At 71.7% G+C, this 18,127-nt stretch carries 19 protein-coding genes; 2 read left to right on the top strand and 17 right to left on the bottom strand.

Going from position 1 to position 18,127, the window contains the following annotated elements; translation table 11 throughout:
• Nucleotides 1-5 precede the first annotated feature (5 nt).
• The 12 genes from ACZ6KO_RS02215 to ACZ6KO_RS02160 all read right to left on the bottom strand — a co-directional run bounded on the left by ACZ6KO_RS02215 (nt 6) and on the right by ACZ6KO_RS02160 (nt 10,047).
• Nucleotides 6-896, bottom strand: a complete 891-nt coding sequence (locus ACZ6KO_RS02215; protein ID WP_469298882.1) for an amino acid ABC transporter permease — start codon at nt 894-896, stop codon at nt 6-8.
• On the bottom strand, nt 893-1,537 hold the full coding sequence (locus ACZ6KO_RS02210) for an amino acid ABC transporter permease (RefSeq protein ID WP_469298880.1): 645 nt from the start codon (nt 1,535-1,537) through the stop codon (nt 893-895). Before ACZ6KO_RS02210 ends, ACZ6KO_RS02215 begins: the two co-directional genes overlap by 4 nt.
• Before the next feature lie 18 nt (nt 1,538-1,555).
• Complete coding sequence (locus ACZ6KO_RS02205) at nt 1,556-2,506, bottom strand: glutamate ABC transporter substrate-binding protein (RefSeq protein WP_469298878.1); 951 nt, start codon at nt 2,504-2,506, stop codon at nt 1,556-1,558.
• 11 nt (nt 2,507-2,517) lie between these two features.
• Nucleotides 2,518-3,261, bottom strand: a complete 744-nt coding sequence (locus tag ACZ6KO_RS02200) for an amino acid ABC transporter ATP-binding protein (RefSeq protein WP_469301470.1) — start codon at nt 3,259-3,261, stop codon at nt 2,518-2,520.
• A gap of 161 nt (nt 3,262-3,422) precedes the next feature.
• On the bottom strand, nt 3,423-3,863 hold the full coding sequence (locus ACZ6KO_RS02195; protein ID WP_401449778.1) for a DUF6278 family protein: 441 nt from the start codon (nt 3,861-3,863) through the stop codon (nt 3,423-3,425).
• A 16-nt stretch (nt 3,864-3,879) separates the two neighbouring features.
• Entirely contained in the window at nt 3,880-4,659 is a 780-nt protein-coding gene (locus tag ACZ6KO_RS02190) for an exodeoxyribonuclease III (protein WP_469298875.1), read from the bottom strand.
• 92 nt (nt 4,660-4,751) lie between these two features.
• Entirely contained in the window at nt 4,752-5,384 is a 633-nt protein-coding gene (locus ACZ6KO_RS02185) for an MBL fold metallo-hydrolase (RefSeq protein ID WP_401449773.1), read from the bottom strand.
• Between the two features lie 41 nt (nt 5,385-5,425).
• Nucleotides 5,426-5,983 carry a hypothetical protein gene (locus ACZ6KO_RS02180; protein ID WP_469301467.1) on the bottom strand — a complete coding sequence of 186 codons (558 nt, stop codon included), beginning with the start codon at nt 5,981-5,983 and terminating at the stop codon, nt 5,426-5,428.
• Between the two features lie 26 nt (nt 5,984-6,009).
• Nucleotides 6,010-7,170: an ROK family glucokinase gene (locus ACZ6KO_RS02175; protein ID WP_401449771.1), complete on the bottom strand. Its 1,161-nt coding sequence runs from the start codon at nt 7,168-7,170 to the stop codon at nt 6,010-6,012.
• A complete protein-coding gene (locus tag ACZ6KO_RS02170) occupies nt 7,167-8,006 on the bottom strand; it encodes an ATP-binding cassette domain-containing protein (RefSeq protein ID WP_469298872.1) in 840 nt (279 codons plus the stop codon). Before ACZ6KO_RS02170 ends, ACZ6KO_RS02175 begins: the two co-directional genes overlap by 4 nt.
• The gene (locus tag ACZ6KO_RS02165) at nt 8,003-9,040 is read right to left on the bottom strand and encodes an ABC transporter permease (protein ID WP_469298870.1); all 1,038 of its coding nucleotides are present in this window, start codon (nt 9,038-9,040) and stop codon (nt 8,003-8,005) included. The genes ACZ6KO_RS02170 and ACZ6KO_RS02165 overlap by 4 nt, the downstream gene beginning before the upstream one ends.
• Complete coding sequence (locus ACZ6KO_RS02160) at nt 9,037-10,047, bottom strand: sugar ABC transporter substrate-binding protein (RefSeq protein WP_469298868.1); 1,011 nt, start codon at nt 10,045-10,047, stop codon at nt 9,037-9,039. Before ACZ6KO_RS02160 ends, ACZ6KO_RS02165 begins: the two co-directional genes overlap by 4 nt.
• A 160-nt stretch (nt 10,048-10,207) precedes the next feature.
• Here ACZ6KO_RS02160 and ACZ6KO_RS02155 point away from each other — a divergent pair, with 160 nt between their 5' ends.
• On the top strand, nt 10,208-11,212 hold the full coding sequence (locus ACZ6KO_RS02155) for a Gfo/Idh/MocA family protein (protein WP_469298866.1): 1,005 nt from the start codon (nt 10,208-10,210) through the stop codon (nt 11,210-11,212).
• A 66-nt stretch (nt 11,213-11,278) separates the two neighbouring features.
• Here the strand turns inward: ACZ6KO_RS02155 and ACZ6KO_RS02150 are convergent, their stop codons facing one another.
• The 3 genes from ACZ6KO_RS02150 to ACZ6KO_RS02140 form a co-directional block, all read right to left on the bottom strand.
• Nucleotides 11,279-12,469, bottom strand: coding sequence for a cytochrome P450 family protein (locus ACZ6KO_RS02150; RefSeq protein WP_469298863.1), 1,191 nt, complete (start codon nt 12,467-12,469; stop codon nt 11,279-11,281).
• Between the two features lie 141 nt (nt 12,470-12,610).
• Nucleotides 12,611-13,531, bottom strand: a complete 921-nt coding sequence (locus ACZ6KO_RS02145) for a DMT family transporter (RefSeq protein WP_469298861.1) — start codon at nt 13,529-13,531, stop codon at nt 12,611-12,613.
• A 206-nt stretch (nt 13,532-13,737) separates the two neighbouring features.
• Complete coding sequence (locus tag ACZ6KO_RS02140) at nt 13,738-14,352, bottom strand: dihydrofolate reductase family protein (protein ID WP_469298859.1); 615 nt, start codon at nt 14,350-14,352, stop codon at nt 13,738-13,740.
• 189 nt (nt 14,353-14,541) lie between these two features.
• Here ACZ6KO_RS02140 and ACZ6KO_RS02135 point away from each other — a divergent pair, with 189 nt between their 5' ends.
• Nucleotides 14,542-15,273: a 3-oxoacyl-ACP reductase family protein gene (locus ACZ6KO_RS02135; RefSeq protein WP_469298857.1), complete on the top strand. Its 732-nt coding sequence runs from the start codon at nt 14,542-14,544 to the stop codon at nt 15,271-15,273.
• 87 nt (nt 15,274-15,360) lie between these two features.
• On the opposite strand, the gene alc is transcribed toward ACZ6KO_RS02135, so the two are convergent.
• Both alc and allB read right to left on the bottom strand, forming a co-directional pair.
• Nucleotides 15,361-16,482, bottom strand: coding sequence for an allantoicase (gene alc / locus ACZ6KO_RS02130; protein ID WP_469298855.1), 1,122 nt, complete (start codon nt 16,480-16,482; stop codon nt 15,361-15,363).
• Between the two features lie 2 nt (nt 16,483-16,484).
• Complete coding sequence (gene allB, locus ACZ6KO_RS02125) at nt 16,485-17,843, bottom strand: allantoinase AllB (protein WP_469298853.1); 1,359 nt, start codon at nt 17,841-17,843, stop codon at nt 16,485-16,487.
• Nucleotides 17,844-18,127: the final 284 nt, after the last annotated feature.

Here is an 18,127-nt window from a genome sequence, read left to right as displayed (position 1 = left end):
CTGGCTCATCCCGGCCCGCCCTGGCCCGGCAGCAGCGACGCGGGTTCGGCAGGAGCGACCTCGACCGCCCTGGTCTTCACGCTGCGGCGCTCGCGCCTGGCCACCCAGGTGGCGAACCAGGAGAGCAGCATGCACATCCCGATGTAGATCGGCGAGATGATCATCACCACCGGGATGAAGGGCAGGTCGTAGTCGAGGTTGGAGGCGATCAGCTTGCCCGCGTGCAGGAACTCCTCGTACGTGATCAGGTAGCCCAGCGAGGTGTCCTTCAGCGCCACCACCAGCTGGCTGATGATCGTGGGCAGCATCGCCCGGACCGCCTGCGGCGCGAGGACGTGGGTCATCACCTGGGTCTTGCGCATGCCGAGCGCGTACGCGGCCTCGCGCTGCCCGCGGTCCACCGCGTTGATGCCCGTACGGAAGACCTCCGCCAGCACCGACCCGTTGTACAGGGTCAGGCCCGCCACCAGCGCGGGCAGCGGCTGCGCCTTGAGCGCCACGAAGATGAAGAAGATCATCACCAGCACCGGCATGGCCCGGAAGAACTCCACGAACAGCGTGGCCAGCCAGCGCAGCGGCCGGTGCACCGAGAGCCGGCCGGTGGCGAGCACCGCGCCGAGCAGCAGCGAGAGCACCGAGGCGTACGCGAACGCCTTGAGCGTGTTGCCCAGGCCCTGCAGCAGCAGCTCCTGGATGCCCTCGTAGGTGAAGGGGTTCCACTTGGCCGCCGTGAACTGCTCGGTGTCGAAGAGCAGATAGACGATCCACACCGCCAGCGCCAGGATCAGCACGGTCGAGACGATGCCGTAGACCAGGTGCCGGCGCCGCGTCCGCGGGCCGGGCACGTCGTACAGCGCGGTCGACTCCAGGTCCCCGTACAGGGAGTGGGCGGTCATCGGGCGACTCCCCAGCGCTTCTCCAGCACGTTGAACAGCGCGCTGATGGACAGGGTGATGATCAGGTAGCCGACGGCGATCCAGACGAAGGTCCAGATGATGCTGTAGCCCAGCTCGTTGAGGGTCTTGTACGTCCCCAGCAGCTCGGTGACGCTGAACGCGCCCGCGATGGCGGAGTTCTTGGCCAGGGCGATCAGCGTGGAGCCGATCGGCGGGATCACGGACCGGAAGGCCTGCGGCAGCACCACCGTGCCCAGCGTCTGCGCGAAGGTCATCCCCAGGCTGCGGGCCGCCTCGCCCTGCCCCTTGGGCACGGTGTTGATGCCCGAGCGCAGCGCCTCGCAGATGAAGGCGGAGGTGTAGCAGCCGAGCGCGAGGACGGCGAAGACCTCGAAGGGCAGCACCAGGCCGAAGCGCGGCAGCCCGAGCAGGACCGCGAAGAAGAGCAGCGTCAGCGGGGTGTTGCGCAGAACCGTCACCCAGACGGTGCCGAAGACCCGCAGGGAGCCGACGGGCGCGACCCGGAAGGAGGCCATGACGAAGCCGAGGACCAGGGCGAGCAGGGAGGAGTAGACGGTGAGTTCGACGGTGCCGAGGAAACCCTGCACATAGAGGGAGAAGTTCTGGATGAGTACGTCCATGGCGGTGCGCTCTCCCCTTTAGCTCGCCGGGTACCGGTCGATGGGCGGTGGCGGCGGGGCGGGAACGCCCGACAGGCCGAGCGTGGCGTCGTAGGCCTTCTTCCAGTCGCCGTTCTTCTCGATCGCGGCGAGCGCGTCGTCGAGGGCGAAGCGCAGCGCGTTGTCCGAGCGGGGCACGCCGATGCCGTACGGCTCCTTGGAGAACGGTGTGCCGACGACCTTGAGCTCCTCGGGGACCTTGGCCGCGTACCCCATGAGGATCGTGTTGTCGGTGGAGACCGCGTCCACCTGGTAGGTCAGCAGGTTGTCCACGCACACCGAGTAGGTGTCGTAGGCGACCAGGTCCGCCTCGGGGTACTCCTTCTCCAGCCGCTGGTACGGGGTCGAGCCGGTGGCCGAGCAGACCTTCTTGCCCTTCAGGTCCTCGGGGCCGTTGATGTCCGTCTCGTCCTTGCGCACGAGGAGGGACTGGCCGGCGGTGAAGTAGGGGCCGGCGAAGCCGACCTGCCGCTTGCGGTTGTCGTTGATCGTGTACGTGCCCACGTAGTAGTCGATCTGCCCGTTCTGCAGGGCCGTCTCGCGGTTGGCCGAGGCGATGGTCTTGAACTCGATGGTCTCGGGGTCGAAACCGAGCGCGGCGGACATCATCTTGGCGATCTCGATGTCGAAGCCGGAGTAGCGGCCGCTGGAGGGGTCCTTCTCCCCCATGTACGGCTGGTCCTCCTTGACCCCGACCACCAGGTGGCCGCGCCGCTTGGCCCGCTCCCAGGTGGGCGAGGCGGGCAGCTGGAAGGAGGGGTCGACCTGGTAGACGGGCAGGTCCTCGGGTTGCGGGCCCTTCACCGGCGGGCTGCCCTCCTTGCCGCAGCCGGCGGCCGCCAGCAGCAGGGCCGCCGCCAGGAGGAGACGCAGGAGGAGACGCAGGACGTGGCGCGGAGCCACGCGGGGGCGCGCGGGGGTCGTGGTCATCGCGGCGCCCCTCAGTGCTTGAGGATCTTGGAGAGGAAGTCCCTGGCCCGCTCGCTCTCGGGGGCGGTGAAGAAGGCCTCCGGGCTGCGGTCCTCGACGATCCGCCCGTCGGCCATGAACACCACGCGGTTGGCGGCGGAGCGCGCGAAGCCCATCTCGTGGGTGACGACGACCATGGTCATGCCGTCGCGGGCGAGCTGCTGCATGACCTCCAGCACCTCGTTGATCATTTCCGGGTCGAGGGCGGAGGTGGGCTCGTCGAACAGCAGCGCCTTGGGGTCCATGGCCAGCGCGCGGGCGATGGCGACGCGCTGCTGCTGGCCGCCGGAGAGCTGGGCGGGGTACTTCGCGGCCTGGTCGGCGAGCCCGACCCGCTCCAGCAGCTGGTGCGAGCGCCCGTCGGCGTCGTCCTTCCTGCGCTTCCTGACCTTGACCTGCGCCAGGGAGACGTTGGCCAGGACCGTCTTGTGGGCGAAGAGGTTGAAGGACTGGAAGACCATCCCGACCTCGGCGCGCAGGGCGGCGAGCTCCTTGCCCTCCGCGGGCAGCGGCTTGCCGTCGAGGAAGATCTCGCCCGATTCGATGGTCTCCAGGCGGTTGATGGTCCGGCACAGGGTCGACTTCCCGGAGCCGGAGGGGCCGATGATCACCACCACCTCCCCGCGGCCGACGGTGAGGTTGATGTCCTTGAGGACGTGCAGTTGCCCGTAGTGCTTGTTGACGTCCCGCAGCTCGATCAACGGATCGACGGCCATACGCTGCCCCACTTATAGCTGTGTCGAGTCAGCGCAAACTATCCAGCCGGGAAGGGCACTTCACCTCGACACGCCTAAAGAGGGCATAAGTATCAATCCGCCGCGATGGCCACGCGGTCGGCCTGTGATGGCGGCTCGGCGGGCCCGCGACCGGCCCCGGGTCAGCCCTCGGAGGCCTCCGCGTAGGCCTGGGAGAGCTCGGGGGACCCCGTCATCGCCCAGGACACCCCCGACTCCACCACGTTCAGCTCCCGGCCGGAGGGCAGCACGATCACCGGCTGCCCGTTCGGCCAGATCTGCCAGCCGGTCCCCGGCACGGTACGGATGATCACCGTGCCGAGGTAGAAACCCGCGTCGTTGCCCAGCCACGGGACCGCTTCCGGGTCCCGCCGCCAGCGTGGCATCAGCTGGTCCAGGGCCTCCAACGACGCCGGGCTCTCGTCGAGTTCCAGCCCGGCCGCCCTCGCGTGGACGCGCAGCATCTCGCACTCCGAGAACATCTCGGTCACGCCCTCGGGATCCTCCGCGAAGGCCGTCGCCAGCGCCGCCCCCTGTCCGGTCTCGTGCCGATTCAGCCAGTTGCCCAGGAAAGGGATGTTCATACAGTCCAGCGTCGCATCACACGTCCAGATCGACAACGACCGGCGCGTGGTCCGAGGCTCCCTTGCCCTTGCGCTCCTCGCGGTCGACGTACGCGTCCTTGACCGCCTTGGCGAACGGCTCGTTGCCGTAGACCAGGTCGATGCGCATGCCGCGGTTCTTGGGGAAGGCCAGCTGGCGGTAGTCCCAGTACGTGTACGGGCGGTCGTACTTCAGGGGGCGCGGTACGACGTCCGACAGCCCGGCGCCGCGCAGGGCCTCCAGCGCGGCCCGCTCGGGCGGGGTGACGTGGGTCAGGCCCGCGAAGACGGCCGGGTCGAAGACGTCCTCGTCGGTGGGCGCCACGTTGAAGTCGCCGAGCACGGCGAACGGGCGCGGGCCGGCCGCGTCTTCGGCGACGGCGGTGGTCAGCGCGCGGAACCAGTCCAGCTTGTAGCCGTAGTGGTCGTGCTCGACCTCCCGGCCGTTGGGCACGTAGACCGACCACAGGCGCACTCCGCCGCAGGTCGCCGAGATCGCGCGGGGCTCCTGCACGCCCTCGTAGTCCGGGCCGCCGGGCAGGCCGGACACGACGTCCTCCAGGCCCACCCGGGAGACCAGCGCGACCCCGTTCCACCGGCCGGTGGCGTTGACCACGGCCTCGTAGCCCAGCTCGCGCAGCGCTTCGTGCGGGAACTGCTCGGCCGAGCACTTGGTCTCCTGGACGCAGAGCACATCCGTGCCCGAGCTCTCCAGCCAGGCCAGCAGCCGGGGCAGCCGGGCGGTGATCGAGTTGACGTTGAACGTGGCGATACGCATACGTCCCAACCTACCGCCCGGCACCGACAGCCACCCGGCGCCCGCACCGGCCGGCCCGGCCGCCCCGGCCCGGTCGGCTCCGACCCCGGCCGTCACAGGTCGGTGGCGTCCCCCGCGGCCAGCCGCCCGTGGTCGGTGCCGCCCAGGTTGCCCAGCGCGGCGTCGTAGATCGGGCGGGCGAGGTCCGCGAGGTAGGCGTCGTGGATGTCGATGGCCCGGCGCGGCTTGACCTCGCGGAGGTAGTCGATCACCTCGGCGACCTTGTTCCAGGGCGCGTGCACCGGAACCATCAGGGTGTCCACCGGGGCCTGCGGCACGGTCAGCGCGTCGCCGGGGTGGAAGAGCGAACCGTCCACGAGATAGCCGACATTGGTGATCCGCGGGATGTCGGGGTGGATCACGGCGTGCAGCTCGCCGTGCACCTGGACCTCGAATCCGGCGGCGCTGAAGGTGTCCCCGTGGCCGACGGTGTGGACGCGGCCCGGGTAGGCCGGGGCCAGCCGCTCGGCGACGCTGCGCAGGGTCCACAGCGCGGCGGCCGGATTCGCGTCCAGGGCGGCGCGCAGCCGCCCCTCGTCGAAGTGGTCGGGGTGCTCGTGCGTGACGAGGAGGGCCTCGGCCCCCAGGCCCGCGTCCGGTTCGCTGAAGGCGCCCGGGTCGATGACGAGCACGCGCCCGTCCTTCTCCAGCTGGACGCAGGAGTGCAGCCTCTTGGTGAGCTTCATGATCCCCAGGCTAGAGGGTGGGCCCAGGGGGTGGGCCCGGTCTACGGCACGGCCGTGGAGACCACGTAGACCTTCGGCTTCTCCGGGTCCGACAGGTCGACGGTGATGTCCTGGGTGGGCCGCGGGTCGGTCTGGTCGTGGGTGGTGCCGTACCAGGCGTTCTTCGGGTTCCAGTTCCAGCCGGCCGTCTCGGTGTCGCGGTGGCCGATGGTCACGCCGCGGGTGAGGTCCTCGCGCTGGACGCCGTACCCGGCGAGGAAGCCGTCCAGGTCCTCGGGGGTGACGGCGAACTGCACGAAGAGCCGGCTGGTGCGCCAGTTGTTGGTCTCCAGGTACCCCACCCGCCACGCCTTGTCCGGGATCGGCACCTCGTACACGCTGCGCTGCACGCGCGAGGGCCAGCCCGGGCGCACGTGCGTCGCGCCGACCTTGGCGGCCTTGTCGCGGCCGCTCTCCCGGCTCTGCTGCGCGGAGATCACGAGGTAGCCCGCCGGTACGCCGATGAGCAGCACGATGATGATCGCGGTGAGCCAGCGGCGCAGGACGACGCGCCGCCGGTCCTCGGGCGGGCGGCTGCCGCTCTCGTCGGGGGCGGACATCTGGCGGGGCAGGGTGGGGGGCGGGTTCACTGCTGTTCCTGGTCCTTCGGGCCGGGGGTGTCGCGCCGGCCCAGCTGAGCGTAGCGCTCGTACCGCTCGACGCGCCGCCGCTTGGCGCGGCGGAAGCGCCGGGCGACGAGCCGGGCGAGGTCGGCGGCCCCGACCATACCCGCCTCCGGGCCGAGCTGCGCCTTCGCGATCCGCGCCTCGGGCCGGTAGCCGCGGCCGGTGAGGTGGCGCCGGAAGGCGTCCCGGGCCGGGCCGATCAGCAGGTCGTCGGCGGCGCTGACGCCGCCGCCGATGACGAAGCAGGACGGGTCGAGGGCGGCGGCGAGGTTGGCGATGCCGACGCCGAGCCACTGGCCGATGTCCTGGAGCAGCTCGACGCACATGGCGTCGCCCTCGCGGGCCAGCTCGGTGATCAGCGGCCCGGTGATCTCGTGGACGTTCCCGCCGACCCGGGCGATGATGTCGTGCGCGACCGGGGAGTCGGCGGCGGCGAGCTCGCGGGCCTCGCGGACCAGGGCGTTGCCGGAGCTGTACTGCTCCCAGCAGCCGCGGTTGCCGCAGGGGCAGCGGTGCCCGCCGGGCACGACCTGCATATGGCCGAACTCGCCCGCGACACCGAACTTGCCGCGCTTGACCTGGCCGCCCTCCAGGATCGCGCCGCCGATGCCGGTACCGAGCGTGATCATGACCAGGTGGTCCTCGCCGCGGCCGGCGCCGAAGCGCCACTCGGCCCAGGCGGCGGTGTTGGCATCGTTGTCCACCATGACCGGCACCGCGAGCCGGGACTGCAGCGCGTCCCGCAGCGGCTCGTCGCGCCAGGCCAGGTGCGGGGCGAAGAGGACCCGCGAGCGGTCGGCGTCGACCCAGCCGGCCGCGCCGATGCCCACCGCGTGCACGTCGTGCCGGTCGGACAAGTCCAGGACCAGCTCCACGATGGTGTCCTCGACCACCTTGGGGCTCTTGGACTTGTCGGGGGTCTCGGTGCGGATCTTCTCCAGGATGACGCCGTCGGCGTCGACGACGCCGGCCATCACCTTGGTGCCGCCGATGTCGATGCCGACGGTCGGGACGCGCGGGGCGGTCAGGTGCGACCGGCGCTCACGGGTGCCGATGGTCCGCAGGACGGTGCCTCGCGCCGAGCCCCGGTGGGCGAGCGTGAAGTCCCGGTACGTGCTCATCGAGTCGTGCCGTCCCTGTCCGTGGTCGTGGGGGCCTGCGGGTCGGTCCGCGGAGCCGATTCTGCCACCCGCGCGAGCTCGTGGCTCAGCTCGTCGAGCTCGGAGCCGCCCGCCATCTGGCGGGTGAGCTCGTCCAGGGTGATCGAGTCACGGGTGTGGCTGCCGGCCATCGCACCGCGCTTGAGCAGCACGAACCGGTCGCCGACCAGGTGGGCGTGGTGCGGGTTGTGGGTGATGAGGACCACCCCGAGCCCGGCGTCGCGGGCGGCTGCGACGTACTTGAGGACCACCCCGGACTGCTTCACGCCCAGCGCGGCGGTCGGCTCGTCCAGGACGAGCACCTTCGCGCCGAAGTACACGGCGCGGGCGATGGCCACGCACTGGCGCTCGCCGCCGGACAGGGTGCCGATGGGCTGGTCGACGTCGCGCAGGTCGATGCCCATCCGCAGCAGCTCGGAGCGGGTGGTCGCGCGCATGAGATCGACGTCCAGGCGGCGGAAGGGGCCGCGGCCGCGGGTGGGCTCGGAGCCGAGGAAGAAGTTGCGCCACACCGGCATCAGCGGGACCACCGCGAGGTCCTGGTACACGGTGGCGATCCCGCGGTCGAGGGCCGCGCGGGGGTTGGCCAGCACGGTCTCCTCGCCCTCGATCTCGAAGGTGCCGGCGTCGTGCCGGTGCAGCCCCGAGATGATCTTGATGAGGGTGGACTTGCCCGCGCCGTTGTCGCCGAGGACACAGGTGATCTCGCCCGCGTCGACCTCCAGGGAGACCCCTTCGAGGGCGCGGATGTTGCCGTAGTACTTGCTGACGTCCGTCAGCTTCACCAGGGCCGTCATTTGCTGGCCTCCGCCCGCTTGCGCACCCATGCGTTCAGCAGCGTCGCGAGGAGCAGCATCGCGCCGAGGAAGAACTTGAACCAGTCGGGGTTCCACTGGGCGTACACGATGCCGTTGATGGTCATGCCGAAGATGAAGGCGCCCACGGCCGCGCCGACGGCCGAACCGTAGCCGCCGGTCATCAGACAGCCGCCGATGACGGCCGCGATGATGTAGAGGAACTCGTTGCCGACGCCCTCGCCGGACTGGACGACGTCGAACGAGAACAGGATGTGCTGGCCGGAGATCCAGGCACACAGCGCGACGCCCATGTACAGGCCGATCCGGGTCCTGACGACCGGCACGCCCACCGCGCGGGCCGCGTCCGCGTCACCGCCCACCGCGAAGATCCAGTTCCCGGCGCGGGTGCGCAGCAGGATCCAGGTGGCCAGCAGCACCAGCCCCAGCCACCACAGGATGGTGACCTTCAGGGTGACCGAGCCGATGTTCCACTGCGAGGCGAACAGGGCCCGCGCGGAGGAGAAGCCCTCCATGTCGGCGATGCTCTTGGTGGAGACCGAGCCGCTGATCAGCTTGGTGAAGCCGAGGTTCAGGCCGGTCAGCATCAGGAAGGTGCCGAGCGTGATGATGAAGCTGGGCAGCTTGGTACGGATGAGCATGACGCCGTTGAAGAGGCCGATGGCCAGGGTGACCAGCAGCGACACCGCCACGCCCACCCACACGTTGGCGGTCATCTGGTAGCTGAACATCGAGCTGACCAGCGCCGAGGTGGTGACCATCACGCCGGCCGAGAGATCGAACTCGCCGCCGATCATCAGCAGCGCGACGGGGACGGCCATGATCCCGATGGTGGAGGCCGAGTAGAGGATGGTCGACAGGCTCGCGGCCCGCAGGAAGCTGTCGGCGGCGAAGGAGAAGAAGACGAAGACGGCGGCGGCGCCGACGACCGCGCCGAGCTCGGGACGGCCCAGCAGCCGCCGCAGCGGCGAGACCGGCGCGAGGCGCTCGTCCGCGGGGGCGGTGGCGGCACTCATCGGGTCACCCGCTTGATGAACTCCTCCAGCTTCGCCGCCTCGTCGGCGGTGACGATCTGCGGTCCGGTCAGGACCGGGCGGCCGCCACCGAGCGTGTTGAGGTTGTAGCGGTAGAGCCACAGCAGGTCCACGGCCTCGTAGCCCTGGAGGTACGGCTGCTGGTCGACGGCGAAGCCGAGCGCGCCGGACTTCAGGTCACGGGCCACGGACTCGTTGAGGTCGAAGGTGTCGATCTCGGCCTTGCTGCCGGCCGCCTCCTTGGCCTTGATCGCGGTCGGCGCGAAGGGCGCGCCGAGGGTGACGACGGCGTCGACCGCGGGGTCGGCCTGGAGCTTGGCCTGGACGGCCGCCTGGACGGAGGGCATGTTGGTGCCCTCGACGTAGAGGTTCTCCATCGTGCCGCCGAAGGTCTTCTTCGCCCCGGCGCAGCGCTGCTCGTGGCCCACGTTGCCCTGCTCGTGCAGGACGCAGACGGCCTTCTTGCGGCCGCGCTCGGTCAGCTCGGTGCCGACGGCCTCGCCCGCGATCTCCTCGTCCTGCCCGATGTGGGCCAGGGCGCCGTACTCCTTGGACTGGGCGGATCCGGAGTTGACGGTGATCACCGGGATGCCCGCCTTGGCGGCCTTGCCGAGGACGTCCTTGAGGGCCTCGGGCTTGGCGAGGCTGACGATGATGCCGTCCACGCGCTGGTCGACGGCGTTCTGGACGAACTGGGCCTGCTGCTGAGCCTGGTCGTCGTGGGAGTAGAGGAAGTTGATGTTGTCCTTCGCCGCGGCTTCCTTGGCGCCCTTCTGGACGATGTCCCAGAAGGTGTCGCCGTCGCCCGCGTGCGTGACCATCGCGAAGGTCCAGCGCGGGGTGGACACGGCCGGGCGGCCCGCCGCGGCGGCCTTCGCCCGCTCCTCGGCGCGCTTGCCGCCCGTGGCGCTGCACCCCACGAGGGAGGCTCCCAGCACCGCCGCGAGCACGGCGCCGACCCAGCGCGCCCCTGTCCCAACCCTAGACACGTCGGTGTGCCATCCCTTCCCAGAGCAGAAAATCAAAACCGGTCATTCCGGTTCCAGCCGCCCAGTATCCGCCACGGCGGTCCCAGTGACGGTCATCGGGGCCATCGCCGACAGACGCGGGCGGATTGACAGGGGTCGCGTAGGGGTTCACGTTGAGTGCATGCGCATCGGGCTCATCGGAACCGGCCGGATCGGCTCGTTCCATGCGGCTGCGCTCAGCCGCCACCCGCAGGCGGGGTCGCTGGTGCTCGCCGACGCCGACCCCGCGCGCGCCGCGCTGGTCGCCGACCGGCTGGGCGCGACGGCCGCCCCGTCGGTGGACCAGGTGTTCACCTGGGGCGTCGACGCGGTGGTGGTGGCGTGCGCCACGAACGGGCACGCGGAGCTGGTGGTGCGGGCGGTACGGGCGGGGCTGCCGGTGTTCTGCGAGAAGCCCCTGGCCGTGGACCTGGCGGGAACCCTGCGGGTGCTGCGCGAGGTGAGCGCCGTGGGCGGGGTGCTCCAGCTGGGCTTCATGCGGCGCTTCGACGCCGGCTACCGCACGGCGCGCGAGCTGGTGCGCTCCGGCGCGCTGGGCCGGCTGCACACGGTGCGGACCATGACCGCCGACCCCGCGCCGCCGCCCGCCGGGTACCTGGAGACCTCGGGCGGCCTCTTCCGCGACTGCCTGGTGCACGACTTCGACATGATCCGCTGGGTGACCGGGCAGGAGGTCACCCACGTGTACGCCACCGGTTCGGACGCGGGCCCGGCGCAGTTCCGCCGGGCCGGGGACGTCGACACGGCGGCGGCGGTGCTGACGCTGGCCGACGGGACGCTGGCCACCTGCACGGGCACCCGGTGCAACGGCGCGGGGTACGACGTACGCATGGAGCTGGCCGGGGAGCTGGACCAGGTCTCCTCCGGGCTGGACGACCGTACGCCGATCGCGTCGACCGAGCCGCACGGCCCGCCCCCGGCGAGCAAGCCGTGGACGGGCTTCCTGGAGCGGTTCGGCCCCGCCTACGAGGCGGAGCTGGCCGCCTTCATCCACCTGGTGCGCGGCGAGGGCGAGAACCCGTGCGACGGCCGGGAGGCGCTGGCCGCGCTGCGGATCGCGGAGGCGTGCGAGATGTCCCGGCGCGAGGCCCGGACGGTGCCGCTCGCGTCCGTGCCGGACCGGTGAGGGCACCGCGACCGGTGAGGGCACCGGGGCGTGTGGGGGCACAGGGACGTGTGGGGTCACTGGCCGCTACCAGCGCACCGGCAGCTGCTTGACCCCGCGTACCAGCGTGCCCGGGATCCACTCGTGGGGGCCGGCCTCCGGATCCTCCGCGAGGTCCGGGAAGCGCTCCAGGAGGGAGCGGACGGCGATCCGGCCCTCCATCCGGGCCAGCGGCGCGCCCAGGCAGAAGTGGATGCCGTGCCCGAAGGCGAGGTGGCCCTGGGGAGCCCGGCGGATGTCGAAGGTGTCGGGGTCGGGGAAGCGCTCCGGGTCGCGGTCCGCGCCCGCCAGCGAGACCAGCACGGCCTCGCCGACGCCGATCCGCACGCCGCCGATCTCCAGGTCCTCGCTCGCGAAGCGGAAGGTGGCGCCCTCGACCGGCCCGTCGTAGCGCAGCATCTCCTCGACCGCGCCGTCGAGCAGGCTCCAGTCGGCGCGCAGGGCGGCGAGCTGGTCGGGGTGGGCGAGCAGGGCCCGTACGCCGTTGGCGATCAGGTTGACGGTGGTCTCGTGGCCGGCGACGAGCAGCAGGAAGGCCATGGCGATCAGCTCGTCCTGGCCGAGCCGGTCGCCGTCCTCGTCGCTGTCCCGGATGAGCCCGCTGAGCAGGTCCTCGCCGGGGTGCCGGCGCTTGTCCTCGATCAGCGCGGTGAGGTAGCGCTCCATCTCCGACAGGGCCCAGGAGGAGTTCGCCGCGGTGGTGGGCGCCACGACCTCGTTGGACCAGCGGCGGAAGGCCTCGCGGTCGAGGTCGGGGACGCCGAGCAGCTCGCAGATGACGGTCATCGGCAGCGGGAAGGCGAGTGACCGGATCAGATCGGCGCGACGGGCCCCGTCGGCCGCCATGGCGTCGAGCCGTTCGTCGGTGACGCGCTGGACTAGCGGGCGCAGCGCCTCGACGCGGCGGGCGGTGAACTCGCGGGCGACGAGTTTGCGCAGCCGGGTGTGGCGGGGCGGGTCCGCCTCCAGCATGTGGTTGTTGACCGCGCTGGCGGCGATCTGCTCGAAGTACTCCGAGGCCTGCCAGTTCTTGGACAGGCCGGGGTGGGTGAGGGCGGCGCGGGCCTCCTCGTGGCCGACGACGAGCCAGACCTCGCCGCCGCCCTCTCCGACGAGCGTGACCCGGTGCACCGGTCCGGCCTCGCGCAGGCGCGCGTAGTACGGATACGGATCGGCGTTGAAGTCCTCCGCGTACGAGCTGATGTCCAGGACTGGCATGGGACGTGCCCCTTCCCCGTGTTCCCCCGTCGTTCCGGTCAGCGTAGGACGAAGGTCACCGGGCGGGGTCGGGATCCGGACACGCGTTCAGGTCCGGTCCGTGTGCGGCGGCGGGGCGGCGGTCAGTGGCAGGCGCGGCACTCAGTGGCAGGCGCGGCGGCCCCAGGCGGTGCCGGCGAGGACCAGGGCCGCGCCCGCGAGGCCGGCGGCGCCCAGCCGCTCGCCGCCCAGCGCGATCCCGGCGGCCGCCGCCCACAGGGGTTCGGTGCCGAGCAGCAGGCTGACCCGGGAGGGCGAGGTACGGCGGACGGCCCACGTCTGGACGAAGAAGGCGAACAGGGTGCAGAAGACGGCCAGGAAGGCGAGCCCGGCCCACTGGGCGGGGCCGAAGCCGAGGGCGGTCTCCCAGGGGCTCGCCCCGGTACCGGGCAGGGCGGCGAGCAGGGCGAAGACCAGGACGGCGCCGCCGAGCTGCACGGTGGTCAGCGACAGCGCGTCGGCGTCCCTCAGGGCCTTCATCCGGGCCGTGAGCAGCACGTTCACCGTCCGGGCGCAGGCGGCTCCGAGGATCAGCAGATCGCCGAGGGAGGGCGTGGTGAAGCCGCCCGACTGGGTCAGCAGCGCCACGCCGGCGACGGAGAGCCCGGCCGCGGCTAGGAAGGCCCCCGAGGGGCGCACCCGTCGGATCGCGGCCTCGGCGAGCGGCGTGAGGATCATGGTGAGGCTGATGATCAGACCGGCGTTGGTGGCGGAGGTGTGGACGACGCCGTAGGTCTCCAGCAGGAAGATCCCGCCGAGTACGAGTCCCAGCAGCCCGGCCCCGCGCAGCTGGTCGGGGCGCAGCGCCCGCAGCCGCCGCCATCCGGCGGCCACCAGGACCGGGAGCACCACCGCGAACCGCAGCACGAGCACGGCGATCACGGTGTGGGTGGTGGTGATCCCCTTGGCGGCGAGGTAGCTGCCGCCCCAGACGACCGCGACGAGCAGGACGGGCAGATCGGCGAGCCGGGCCCGGCGGCTGACGAGGGCGGGCGCGGGGGCGGGCGTGGCGAGCGAGGACACCTGGCGATCTCCGGCGGCTGGGTGCGGGTGGAGACGGCGGCGGCTCACACGGGTCGCGGGTCAACGTACCGGAGACGATCTTGCGGGGTCGAGGGGTTTGCCCGCTTCCGGGCAGGGCGGCCCCGCCGCGCACCCCGTCGCCCGCGTCGGCTCGCCCCCACGCGACGCTGCTCTCCCCGCTCGCCGCCGCTGGGCCCCGCTCGCCCCTACTCGCCGAACGTGCCGAAGGCGGCGCGGCCCGCCGGGCGGTAGGTGTGGATGGCCGTACCGCTCTCGGTGGTGCGCGACTGCACGACGTCGCAGGTGGTGGGCAGGCCCCCGGTGGGGAAGAGGCGGCGGCCTCGGCCCAGGAAGACCGGGAAGACCAGCAGGTTGAACTCGTCGACCAGGTCACGGGCGAGCAGGTACTGGGCCAGCATGCCGCTGCCGTGCACCTGGAGTTCCCCGTCGATGGCGTCCTTGACCCGGGTGACCTCGGCCTGGAGCTCGCCGTCCAGGACGGTCGTCGGCGCCCACGAGGGGTCCTTGAGGGTGGTGGAGGCCACGTACTTGGGCAGGGTGTTGAGCTTGTGCGGGACGGGGTCGGCGGGGTCGTCGTGCTCGGGCCAGTAGGCCGCGAAGATGTCGTAGGTGCGCCGTCCCAGCAGGAAGGCCGAGGCGCGTTCGAAGACCTCGGTCACGAACTGCCCGGCCTCGTCGTCCCAGAGCGGGACCGTCCAGCCGCCGTACTCGAAGCCGTCGCTGGTGTCCTCGTCCCGGCCGCCCGGGGCCTGCATCACGCCGTCGAGGGTCACGAAGGTGGTCAGGGTCAGCTTGCCCATGGTTCTGCGCTCCTTGGAGGTGACTCGTGCGGTGTCCGAGCCGTTGCACGGGTTCAGACTCCCGGAGCGCGCGGAACTCATCGGTCCGCCACGCACGCGGAGCCCCTGCGGAACGCGAGGTCGGATTACCGCCAGCACGGCCGCCCGCCGGGGGATTTCATTGAACACGCAACCAATGAAGGAGGAGCCATGAACGGCAGGGCGGCACTGGTCACGGGCGGCAGCAGGGGCATCGGCGCGGCGACCGCGCTGCGGCTGGCCCAGGACGGAGCCGACGTCGCGATCAGCTATGTCAGCGACGAGCGGGCCGCGGCCGAGGTCGTCGCAAAGATCGGGGCGACCGGGCGGCGCGGGCTCGCCGTCCGCGCGGACGCCGGTGACGCGCAGGCCCCGGCGCAGGCCGTGGCACGTACGGTCGAGGCCTTCGGGCGGCTCGACGTGCTCGTCAACAACGCGGGGATCGGCGTCCTGGGCCCCCTGGAGAGCCTGGGCGCGGCCGAGGTGGACCGGGTCCTGGACGTCAACGTGCGCGGGGTCTTCCTCACCGCGCAGGCGGCCGCGGCCCATCTGGGCCGGGGCGGGCGGATCATCACCGTCGGCAGCTGCATGACCCAGCGGGTGCCGGGACCCGGCGGCACCCTCTACACGATGAGCAAGGCCGCCCTGACGGGCCTGAACAAGGCGCTGGCGCGGGAGCTCGGCGGGCGGGGCATCACCGCGAACCTCGTCCACCCGGGTCCCGTCGACACCGACATGAACCCGGCCGACGGCCCGCTGGCCGCGGGCCAGGTGCCGCTGACGGCGCTGGGCCGGTTCGGCACCGCGGAGGAGATCGCGGCGATGGTCGCCTTCCTCGCGGGTGACGAGGCGGCCTACATCACGGGCGCCGAGTTCTCGGTGGACGGCGGTCACGCCGCGTAGGGCCGGTGAACGGGCCACCGCCCCGGGGGTGCCGGTCCCCGGGGCGGTGTGCGGTGTGCTGCGTGCTGCGTGCTGTGTACGGCCGGATCAGCCGCCGAGCTCCTGGTGGCGGGCGGTGAGGGCGGCGGCGCCGGCCTCGGTCAGCGAGCCGTACAGGCGCAGGCGGGAGAAGCCGCCGTCCGGGAAGATGTCGATCCGTACGTGGGTGCCGACCGCCGGGGTGTCCAGGACGAACCGGTGGTTGGTGTCGGGCTGCAGGCGGGTGCGCGGGAGGAACTCGGTCCACTCGCCCTCCTCGCCGGTCCTGACCGACAGCGAGGCCCAGCCGGCCGAGTTGCCCTTGAGGTAGGCGGTGTCGATCTCGACGGCGCGGATCTCGGACTCGGCGACGAGCTGGTAGCGGATCCAGTCGTTGCCGTTGTCGCGGCGGCGGGCGGTCTCCCAGCCGTCGTCCATCTTGCGGGAGCGGCCCGGGTTGATGGTGTTGGTCGGCGGGGAGTAGAAGCGGTTGGACGCGTCCTGGACGGCGCCGCCGTTCTCCAGCGCGACGACGTCGAACGAGCCGAGGGCGGCCAGCCACTTCGGGTCCGGGAGGACCTCGCCGTAGACACGGAGGCGGGCGATGCCGCCGTCCGGGTGCTGGTTGACGCGCAGGTGCGTGAAGCGCTGTTCCACGCTCACCTCGAAGCCGTTGGCCGCGTGGCCGCCGACCGGGGTGCGCGGGACGAGGGTCGTCCACTTCACGTCGTCGCCGAGGAGCTCCTCGGGGGTCGGCGCGAGGGCGCCCTCCCAGTTGGTGCCCTCGACGGAGACGGCCTGCGGCATGTTGCCGCGGAAGTGGGCGGTGTCGACGACGATGCCGCGGATCACGCCGGGGGCGCCCAGGCGTACCAGCGCCCAGTCGTGGTCCTCGGCCGTGGGCCAGGGCTGGTCGGCGGACACACCGCGGCGGCGGCGGGTCTCCCAGCCGTCCATGACCTTGCCCTTGTGCCCGAAGTGCTCGGGGTCGAAGTGGGCGGCCTCGGGGACCAGGAGGTTCTCGCGCTGGGCGAAGAACTCGTCGTTGGCGGCGATGACCCCGGCGCCGAGCTGACGGTCGGCGAGGTTCGCGTACTGGGTGAACGGGAAGTCCGCGGTGCGGTAGTCGGCGTACGGGTCGCCGCCTCCGTACGGGTTCGCGTTACCGGTGAAGGAGGGAAGCGCCGTCACAGTCAGTTCTGCCTTTCGAGGAGTCGGCCGGTGGGCTCGGTGGGGGTGCCGTGGTCGGCGATCCGCGTGCCGCGCAGCCAGGTGGACTTCACGACGCCGTGCAGGGTCCTGCCCGCGTACGCCGTGACCTGGTTGCGGTGGTGGAGCTCGGCCGGGTCCACGGTGAACGTTTCTTCGGGGGCGAGCACGGCGAAGTCGGCGTCCCGGCCGGCCTCGATCGCGCCCTTGCGGGCCAGCCCGGCGAGGGCGGCCGGGGCGGCGGACATCCAGCGGACGACGTCCTCCAGGGAGTGGCCGCGGCGGCGGGCCTCGGTCCAGATGGCCGGCAGGCCCAGCTGGAGGGAGGAGATGCCGCCCCAGGCGGTGGAGAAGTCGCTGGTCTTGAGGTCCGCCGTGGAGGGCGAGTGGTCCGAGACGATGCAGTCGATGGTGCCGTCGGCGAGCGCGTCCCACAGGAGGTCCTGGTTGGCGGCCTCACGGATGGGCGGGCAGCACTTGAACTCGCTGGCGCCGTCGGGCACTTCCTCGGCGGTCAGGGTGAGGTAGTGCGGGCACGACTCGACGGTGACCGCCACGCCCTCGGCCTTGGCGGCGGCGATCAGCGGCAGCGCGTCGGAGGAGGACAGGTGCAGCACGTGCACGCGCGCGTTCAGCCGCTTGGCCTGGGCGATCAGGTTCTCGATCGCGGTGTTCTCGGCGTCGCGCGGGCGCGAGGCGAGGAAGTCGGCGTACTTGGGGCCCGGGACGGACGGCGCGGAGTCCAGGTGGTGCGGGTCCTCGGCGTGCACGATCATCAGGCCGCCGAAGCCGGCGATCTCCGCGAGGGAGGCGGCCAGCTGGTCCTGGTCGAGCTCGGGGAACTCCTCCACGCCGGAGGGCGACAGGAAGCACTTGAAGCCGAAGACGCCGGCGTCGTGCAGGGGGCGCAGGTCCTTGACGTTGTCCGGCAGGGCGCCGCCCCAGAAGCCGACGTCCACGTGCGCCTTGGCGCGGGCGACGTCCTGCTTGACGACCAGGTTGTCCACCGTGGTGGTGGGGGGCAGGGAGTTGAGCGGCATGTCGAGGATCGTGGTGATGCCGCCGGCCGCGGCTGCGCGGGTGGCCGTCCAGAAGCCTTCCCACTCGGTGCGGCCGGGGTCGTTCACGTGGACGTGGGTGTCGACGAGACCCGGCAGCAGGACGTCGTCGCCGAAGTCCTCCAGGCGGGCGCCGGCGGGCACCTCGGCCCCGTACGGCAGCACGGCCGCGATCCTCCCGGCGGCGACGGCCACCGAGGCGGCGCGTGTCCCCTCGGGGGTGATGACGCGCGTCGAGCGCAGTACCAGTTCCACTGCCACGTCGGACACCCGGAACCTCCCCATCTACTTCCACAGAGCGAAATTCAACGTTCTGTTGACGGAGTCTTCACGGCGATCCGGGGCCCGTCAAGAGCGCCCGGACGGACCGCTGACGCGCCGCGATCACCCTTGGATGTTTCCACGAGATGGAATTAAGATTTCGTTCTACAGAATGTAGCGATCACCAGGCCACGCGGCCGGGTGACATCCGAAGGCCGTCCGCCACCCGGACAAACCGCCTCTGACCGGGGAGGACGGCCGCGACCCGGATCTGGGGAAGCCGCCGGCCGCCGGGTAGGCTGCTTCCT

Source organism: Streptomyces sp. NPDC042102, assembly GCF_055582305.1.
This window is presented reverse-complemented; position numbering and strand designations above follow the sequence as displayed.

What these genes read in the sequence shown, in the direction of transcription:
- ACZ6KO_RS02215 (WP_469298882.1), bottom strand. Translation starts at nt 896, where the DNA reads ATGACCGCCCACTCCCTGTACGGGGACCTGGAGTCGACCGCGCTGTAC.
- ACZ6KO_RS02210 (WP_469298880.1), bottom strand. Translation starts at nt 1,537, where the DNA reads ATGGACGTACTCATCCAGAACTTCTCCCTCTATGTGCAGGGTTTCCTC.
- ACZ6KO_RS02205 (WP_469298878.1), bottom strand. Translation starts at nt 2,506, where the DNA reads ATGACCACGACCCCCGCGCGCCCCCGCGTGGCTCCGCGCCACGTCCTG.
- ACZ6KO_RS02200 (WP_469301470.1), bottom strand. Translation starts at nt 3,261, where the DNA reads ATGGCCGTCGATCCGTTGATCGAGCTGCGGGACGTCAACAAGCACTAC.
- ACZ6KO_RS02195 (WP_401449778.1), bottom strand. Translation starts at nt 3,863, where the DNA reads ATGAACATCCCTTTCCTGGGCAACTGGCTGAATCGGCACGAGACCGGA.
- ACZ6KO_RS02190 (WP_469298875.1), bottom strand. Translation starts at nt 4,659, where the DNA reads ATGCGTATCGCCACGTTCAACGTCAACTCGATCACCGCCCGGCTGCCC.
- ACZ6KO_RS02185 (WP_401449773.1), bottom strand. Translation starts at nt 5,384, where the DNA reads ATGAAGCTCACCAAGAGGCTGCACTCCTGCGTCCAGCTGGAGAAGGAC.
- ACZ6KO_RS02180 (WP_469301467.1), bottom strand. Translation starts at nt 5,983, where the DNA reads ATGTCCGCCCCCGACGAGAGCGGCAGCCGCCCGCCCGAGGACCGGCGG.
- ACZ6KO_RS02175 (WP_401449771.1), bottom strand. Translation starts at nt 7,170, where the DNA reads ATGAGCACGTACCGGGACTTCACGCTCGCCCACCGGGGCTCGGCGCGA.
- ACZ6KO_RS02170 (WP_469298872.1), bottom strand. Translation starts at nt 8,006, where the DNA reads ATGACGGCCCTGGTGAAGCTGACGGACGTCAGCAAGTACTACGGCAAC.
- ACZ6KO_RS02165 (WP_469298870.1), bottom strand. Translation starts at nt 9,040, where the DNA reads ATGAGTGCCGCCACCGCCCCCGCGGACGAGCGCCTCGCGCCGGTCTCG.
- ACZ6KO_RS02155 (WP_469298866.1), top strand. Translation starts at nt 10,208, where the DNA reads ATGCGCATCGGGCTCATCGGAACCGGCCGGATCGGCTCGTTCCATGCG.
- ACZ6KO_RS02150 (WP_469298863.1), bottom strand. Translation starts at nt 12,469, where the DNA reads ATGCCAGTCCTGGACATCAGCTCGTACGCGGAGGACTTCAACGCCGAT.
- ACZ6KO_RS02140 (WP_469298859.1), bottom strand. Translation starts at nt 14,352, where the DNA reads ATGGGCAAGCTGACCCTGACCACCTTCGTGACCCTCGACGGCGTGATG.
- ACZ6KO_RS02135 (WP_469298857.1), top strand. Translation starts at nt 14,542, where the DNA reads ATGAACGGCAGGGCGGCACTGGTCACGGGCGGCAGCAGGGGCATCGGC.
- allB (WP_469298853.1), bottom strand. Translation starts at nt 17,843, where the DNA reads ATGGGGAGGTTCCGGGTGTCCGACGTGGCAGTGGAACTGGTACTGCGC.